Annotated in this window: 7 protein-coding genes; 5 read left to right on the top strand and 2 right to left on the bottom strand. The window is 73.2% G+C overall.

Annotated elements, in window-relative coordinates; all coding sequences use genetic code 11:
- The 5 genes from ABZ215_RS30275 to ABZ215_RS30255 all read left to right on the top strand — a co-directional run.
- On the top strand, nt 1-642 hold a 642-nt coding region (locus ABZ215_RS30275; protein WP_354953441.1), incomplete at its 5' end, for an amidohydrolase family protein.
- Nucleotides 643-676: 34 nt separating this feature from the next.
- Entirely contained in the window at nt 677-1,972 is a 1,296-nt protein-coding gene (locus tag ABZ215_RS30270; protein WP_354953439.1) for an MFS transporter, read from the top strand.
- A 12-nt stretch (nt 1,973-1,984) separates the two neighbouring features.
- Entirely contained in the window at nt 1,985-2,758 is a 774-nt protein-coding gene (locus tag ABZ215_RS30265) for a cyclase family protein (protein WP_354953437.1), read from the top strand.
- 13 nt (nt 2,759-2,771) lie between these two features.
- Nucleotides 2,772-3,602, top strand: a complete 831-nt coding sequence (locus ABZ215_RS30260) for a 3-keto-5-aminohexanoate cleavage protein (RefSeq protein WP_354953435.1) — start codon at nt 2,772-2,774, stop codon at nt 3,600-3,602.
- 20 nt (nt 3,603-3,622) lie between these two features.
- Nucleotides 3,623-4,414, top strand: coding sequence for an IclR family transcriptional regulator (locus tag ABZ215_RS30255; protein WP_027936048.1), 792 nt, complete (start codon nt 3,623-3,625; stop codon nt 4,412-4,414).
- 4 nt (nt 4,415-4,418) lie between these two features.
- Here ABZ215_RS30255 and ABZ215_RS30250 read toward each other — a convergent pair whose 3' ends face one another.
- Nucleotides 4,419-5,243: a fumarylacetoacetate hydrolase family protein gene (locus ABZ215_RS30250; protein WP_354953433.1), complete on the bottom strand. Its 825-nt coding sequence runs from the start codon at nt 5,241-5,243 to the stop codon at nt 4,419-4,421.
- A 7-nt stretch (nt 5,244-5,250) separates the two neighbouring features.
- Entirely contained in the window at nt 5,251-6,180 is a 930-nt protein-coding gene (locus ABZ215_RS30245) for a VOC family protein (RefSeq protein WP_354953431.1), read from the bottom strand.
- Nucleotide 6,181: the final 1 nt, after the last annotated feature.

The following is a 6,181-nucleotide window of genomic DNA, read 5'->3' as shown; positions in this document are numbered from 1 at the left end:
GGCCTCGCGGTCGCGGCGCTCGACGACGCCGTGCTCGGGCACGGGCTCAAGGGCGTGGAGATCTCCTCGCACGCCCCCGGCGTGGAGCTCTCCGACCGCGCGCTGGACCCGCTGTGGCAGCGGGCCGCCGAGCTGGACGCGGTGGTGTTCCTGCACCCCTGGGGGTGCACTTTGGACGAACGGCTGGACCGCTGGTACCTGTCCAACTCGGTGGGGCAGCCGGTCGAGCACGCGGTCGCGTTGTCGCACCTGGTGTTCGGCGGGGTGCTCGACCGGTTCCCTGGCCTGCGCCTGATCGCCGCGCACGGCGGCGGCTACCTGCCGCTGTGCCTGGGGCGGGCCGACCACGCCTGGCACCACCGCCCGGACGCGCGCGGGTGCGCCGAGCCGCCGAGTTCGTACCTGCCGCGGCTGTGGTTCGACTCGCTCGTCTACACGCCCGGCGCCCTGCGCGGCCTCGTCGCCGCCGCCGGCGCGGACCGGGTGCTGCTCGGCTCGGACTACCCGTTCGACATGGGGGTCGCCGACCCGGTCGCGCGGGTGCGCGCCGCCGGGCTCGACCCGGCCGCCACCGCCGCCGTCACCGGCGGCAACGCCCAGCGCCTCGGCCTCCTGCCCGCGGCGGTGGCCGCCCGCTCCTGACGTTCTCCCCCGCCTTCAACGAGGAAGGAATCCCATGACCACCACGTCCACCACCGGCAGGCCGGTGGCGCTGCGCCGCGCCGCGGTCGCCAGCACCGTCGGCAGCGCGGTCGAGTTCTACGAGTTCACCATCTACGGCTTCCTGGCGGTCGTGTTCGGGCCGCTGTTCTTCCCCTCCGGCGACGCCGCGGCCTCGACGCTGTCCGCGCTCGCGGTGTTCGGCGGCGGTTACCTGGCGCGGCCGCTCGGCGGGATCCTGTTCGGCGCGCTGGGCGACCGGATCGGACGGCGGTCGGTGCTGATGGCCACCATCTTCCTGATGGGCGGCGCGTCCACGCTGATCGGCGTGCTGCCCACCTACGCGCAGGCCGGTCTGGTGGCTCCGCTGGCCCTGCTGGTGCTGCGGCTGGTGCAGGGCCTGTCCGCGGGCGGCGAGTTCACCGGGGCGCAGACCTACATCGTGGAGATGGCGCCGCCGCGGCGGCGGGGCGCGCTGGGGTCCCTGCCCGCGCTCGGGATCGGCCTCGGGTTCGGCGTCGCCTCGCTCGTCGTTGCGCTGCTGAGCACGGTGCTGACCGCGGAGCAGCTGAGCGACTGGGGCTGGCGGTTGCCGTTCCTGCTGTGCCTGCCGCTGACGATCGTGTGCTTGTTCCTGCGCCTGCGACTGGAGGATTCGCCGCAGTTCACCGAGATCGTGGCGAAGGCGGAGCGGACCCGGACCCCGGTGCGGGACGTGCTGCGCGGGCACCTGCCCGACGTGCTGCGGGTCGCGGCGCTCACCGTCGCCACCCTCGGCCCGGGTTTTCTCGCCAAGCTGTACCTGGGCATCCACCTGGTGCAGGTCAAGGACTTCCGCCCGGCCACCGTCTACGGTCTGCTCGGCGTGGTGCTGCTGGCGACGGCGGCGCTGTTCCCGGTGATGGGGCAGGTCAGCGACCGGCGCGGGCGCCGGCCGATCGCGCGTGCCGGGTTCGCCGCGTTCGCCGTGCTGTCGCTGCCGCTGTTCCTCGTCGTCGACGGGACGTCCAGCCTGGCGGTGATCCTGCCGGTGGTGCTGGTGTTCGCCGCGATCGAACCGTTCGTCTCCGCCGCCGTCTACACGACCTTCGCCGAGCTGTTCCCCGCCCGGACCCGTTACACCGGCACGTCGATCGGCTTCAACCTCGGCACCATCGTGGCCGCCGGGCTCGGCCCGTTCCTCTGCGGGCAACTGGTCGCGTGGACCGGCTGGGGCGCGGCGCCGGGGCTGTGGGGCACCGCGTGCGCCCTGCTCGGCCTGCTCGTGATCGCCATGACGAGGGAGACCGGCCGGGCCGGTCTGGCCCGCTGAGAAAGGCCTTCCATGACCAGGATCGTCGACCTGTCGGTGCCGCTGCGGGCGGGCATCGCCTCCGACCCGCCGGGCCTGCTGCCCGAGATCGACTACTACTCCCACGCCGAGACCGCGCAGGAGGTGGTCTCGTACTTCCCCGGGGCCACGGTGGACGACCTGCCGGACGGCGAAGGCTGGGCAATCGAGCGCCTGCGCGTCACCACGCACAACGGCACGCACCTGGACGCGCCCTACCACTTCGCGTCCACGATGGACGGTGGCGCGCGGGCCGTCACGATCGACGAGGTGCCACTGGAGTGGTGCCTGCAGCCCGCGGTGAAGCTGGACTTCCGGCACCTGCCCGACGGGTACGTGGCGACCGCCGCCGACGTCGAGGCCGAGCTGGCGCGGATCGGTCACGACCTGCGGCCGCTGGAGATCGTGGTGGTCAACACGGCGGCCGGAGCCCGGTACGGGCAGGACGACTACGTCTCCGCCGGGTGCGGCATGGGCCGGGAGGCGACGCTGTACCTGCTGGAGCGCGGCGTGCGGCTCACCGGGACCGACGCGTGGAGCTGGGACGCGCCGTTCGTCCACACCGCACAGCGCTACGCGCGCGAGCGGGACCCGTCGGTGATCTGGGAGGGCCACCGCGCGGGCCGCGACATCGGCTACTGCCACCTGGAGAAGCTGCACGGCCTGGAGGACCTGCCCAGCGACGGGTTCTCCATCGCCTGCTTCCCGGTCAAGATCCACGCCGCGTCCGCGGGATGGACGCGCGCCGTGGCGATTTTCCACGAGTGAAGGAGAACTGTTCGTGAGCGTCGTGATCACGGTCGCGCCGACCGGCCCGATCGCCACCAAGTCCGACAACCCGCACCTGCCCACGCAGCCGGAGGAGATCGCCGACGCCGTGGCCGCGGCCTACTCGGCCGGGGCGGCGGTCGCGCACATCCACCTGCGCGACGCCGACGGACGGCCGACGGCCGACCCGGACACCGCGCGCCGCACGATGGACCTCATCGCGCAGCGGTGCCCGATTCTGGTCCAGCTCTCCACCGGGGTGGGGCTGACGGTGCCGTTCGAAGAGCGCGCCGCGCTGGTCGAGCTGCGGCCCCGGATGGCGACGTTGAACCCGTGCAGCATGAGTTTCGGGGCGGGCGAGTTCCGCAACCCGCCGGACGCGGTGCGGCGGCTCGCGTCCCGGATGCGGGAGCTGGGCGTGAAACCGGAACTGGAGGTCTACGACACCGGCCACCTGGACGCCTGCCTGCGGCTGCGGGACGAGGGCCTGCTCGACGACGAGCCGATGCAGTTCTCCCTGGTGCTGGGCGTCGCCGGGGGGATGGCCGCCACCCCGGAGAACCTGCTGACGATGGTGCGGCGCCTGCCCGAGGGCGCGGTCTGGCAGGTGATCGCGATCGGCCGGGCGAACCTGCGGCTGACCGCGATGGGGCTCGCCCTGGGCGGCAACGCGCGCGCCGGCCTGGAGGACACGCTGTACCTGCGCAAGGGCGAACTCAGCCCGGGGAACCTGCCGCTGGTGGAGCGCACGGTCCGGCTCGCGCGGGAGCTCGACCTGAGCGTGGCCGGCGTCGAGGAGACCGCGCGGCTGCTCGGCCTCCACCCGGAGCCCGCCAAGACCTGAAACGCGGTATGGTCGTCCGCATGTCAGGACAACCGCGTACCGGGTCGTACCGGGAGCGCAACTCCACGGCCGACCGCGCCCTCGACATCCTGATGATGTTCACCGACGAGGAGCGGGTGCTCTCCGGCGCCGCCGTCGCCGCCCGCCTGGAGGTCGCCCGCTCCACCGCCTACCGCTACCTGCAGAGCCTGGTCGCCAGCCGGTTCCTGGAGGAGGCTCCGGGCGGCGGCTTCCGGCTGGGCCTGCGCGTGCTGGAACTCGGCCGCATCGCCCGCCGTTCCTACGGGCTGTCCGAGGCCGCCGCGCCGGTGATGGCCAAGCTGAGCGAAGCGGTGCGGGAAACGGTGTTGCTGACCCGTCGCGTCGGCGAGCTGGTCGTGTGCGTCGACCGCGAGGAACCACCCGCGCACCACGTCCGCCTGTCCTACGAACGCGGCAGCACCCTCCCGCTCAACGCCGGGGCGTCCGCCCTCGTGCTGCTGGCGTGGAGCGATCCGGACGAGGCCCGCGCGGTGCTGAAGTCGGCGCCCCTGCAGCGGTTCACCCCGGCGACGCTGACCGACGTCGACGCCGTGATGCGGCGCCTGGCGGAGATCCGGGAGCAGGGCTTCTCCGTCACCCGCGGCGAACTCGACCCCGACGTGCTCGGCATCGCCGCGCCGATCCGGGACGACGAGGACCGGGTGGTCGCCGCGATCAGCGTCGCGGCCCTGGCCTCGCGGGTGCCGAAGAAGCGCGAGGCGCCGATCGTGGAGCAGGTGCGGTCGGCGGCCGCCGAGATCGGCGGCCGCCTCGCCCTGATGAACGGCTGACCGGTCAGCTTTCGGCGCGCACCCGGTTGACGAGCGTGCCGATCCCCTCGACCGAAACCGTGATCTCGTCGCCGTCGCGCAGGAACACCTGCGGATCGCGGCGGAAACCCACGCCGCCCGGGGTGCCGGTCAGGATGACGTCCCCGGGGAGCAACGTGGTGAACTCCGAGATCGCCGCGATCAGCGTGGGGATGCCGAAGATCAGCCGGGAGGTGTCCGAACTCTGCAGTTCGCGCCCGCCCAGCACGGTGGTCACGCGCGCGGCCGTGAGGTCCGCCTCGGCCGGGGTGACCAGGTACGGCCCGAGCGGCGTGGAGCGGTCCCACGCCTTGCCCGGCAGCCACTGGTGCGTCTTGTACTGGTAGTCGCGCATGGTGACGTCGTTGGCCACGCAGTAGCCGAGCACGTGGTCCACGGCCTTCTCCGGCGGGATCCGCCGGCCCGCCTTCCCGATGACGACCGCCAGCTCGGCTTCGTAGTCGACCTGGGCCGACTCCGGCGGCAGCACGATGTCGTCGTACGGGCCGATCAGGCTCGAGGCGAACTTGGTGAACAGCACCGGGTAGGTGGGCAGGTCGCGCCCGGTTTCGCCGACGTGCGCGTGGTAGTTGAGGCCGACGCACACGATCTTGTCCGGGTTCGGCACCGGCGGGCACACCCGCGCCGCGGCCACCGGGACGGCCTCGGCGGGCCGTTCGCGGGCCGCCGACAGCACGTCGGACGGGGTGTCCCGGCCCAGCTCCGACAGCCCGTCGAGCGGGATCAGCCGGTCCCCCTCGACCCGGCCGACTCGCCGGGCGCCGCCGAATTCGTAGGTCGCGTACGGCATGGCCGCCTCACTGCCCTTCCGAGGTGGTGCGCCAGCTCGCGAGCTGACCGCCCCACAGGTTCACGCTGCGCGGCACCGGATCCCACCGGCGCGGCACGTAGGTGACGCGGTCGTCGTGGAACTTCTCCATCTCCGCGGACAGCTCCACGTGGTTGCCCGCCGGATCGTCGAAGAACACGAACAGGTTGTTGCCCGGCCCGTGCCGCCCGGGACCCCACACCACGTCCACGCCCTCGTCGGTCAGCCGGTCGCACCAGGCCTTGAAGTCCGCCCACTCGGCGAGGTCGTAGGAGTAGTGGTCGAGCTGTCCCGGCCGGCCGCCGGCGACGACGGCGAGGGTGTGGTGGTCGCGGTCGCTGCGCAGCCACGCGAACCGGCCGTCGGCAAGCTGGTCGGAGATGCGGAACCCGGCGATCCCCACGTAGAACTCGGCCATCGCGGCGACGTCGCGCGTGGACAGGGTGACGTGCTGGTACTTGACCGGGCGGCGGCCGGTGTCGGCGGCGTGCTCACCGCCGCGGCGCACCGGGCCGTGGAAGTGAACCGTGTTGCCGTCCGGGTCGGTGCAGACCAGGCCCGGCTCACCGGTGACCGCTTCGGTCAGGTACGCCTCGTCCAGCGTGCTGACGTGGTGACCGGCCGCGGTGAGCCGTTTCTCCAGTCCCGCCAGGCCGTCCGGGTCGCGGACCTCGAAGGCGATGTGGTCCAGGCCCGCTTCGCCGGGCAGGAGGTCGAGCACGTGGTGGCCGCTCCCCCATCCCAGGCGCCGGCCGCCGCCGGGCAGGTCGTCGTGCGGCACCAGGCCGAGGACCCGGCCGTAGAAGTCGGTGGTGGACGCCACGTCGGGGACGCGCAGGCCCAGGTGGGACACCGCGGTCCGGCGCAGACTGCCCGCGGCGCCGGGCTCGGCGAGAATCACGCGTTCGGGTGTGGGCACG

Origin of the sequence: Amycolatopsis sp. NPDC006131, assembly GCF_040614175.1 — a bacterium.
GTDB lineage: Bacteria > Actinomycetota > Actinomycetes > Mycobacteriales > Pseudonocardiaceae > Amycolatopsis_E > Amycolatopsis_E tucumanensis.
The sequence above is the reverse complement of the archived record's forward strand: the minus strand, read 5'-3'. Positions and strand labels throughout refer to the sequence as shown.

Excerpts from the sequence above, each read along its gene's own strand:
- ABZ215_RS30270 (WP_354953439.1), top strand. The coding sequence starts at position 677 with ATGACCACCACGTCCACCACCGGCAGGCCGGTGGCGCTGCGCCGCGCC.
- ABZ215_RS30265 (WP_354953437.1), top strand. The coding sequence starts at position 1,985 with ATGACCAGGATCGTCGACCTGTCGGTGCCGCTGCGGGCGGGCATCGCC.
- ABZ215_RS30255 (WP_027936048.1), top strand. The coding sequence starts at position 3,623 with ATGTCAGGACAACCGCGTACCGGGTCGTACCGGGAGCGCAACTCCACG.
- ABZ215_RS30250 (WP_354953433.1), bottom strand. The coding sequence starts at position 5,243 with ATGCCGTACGCGACCTACGAATTCGGCGGCGCCCGGCGAGTCGGCCGG.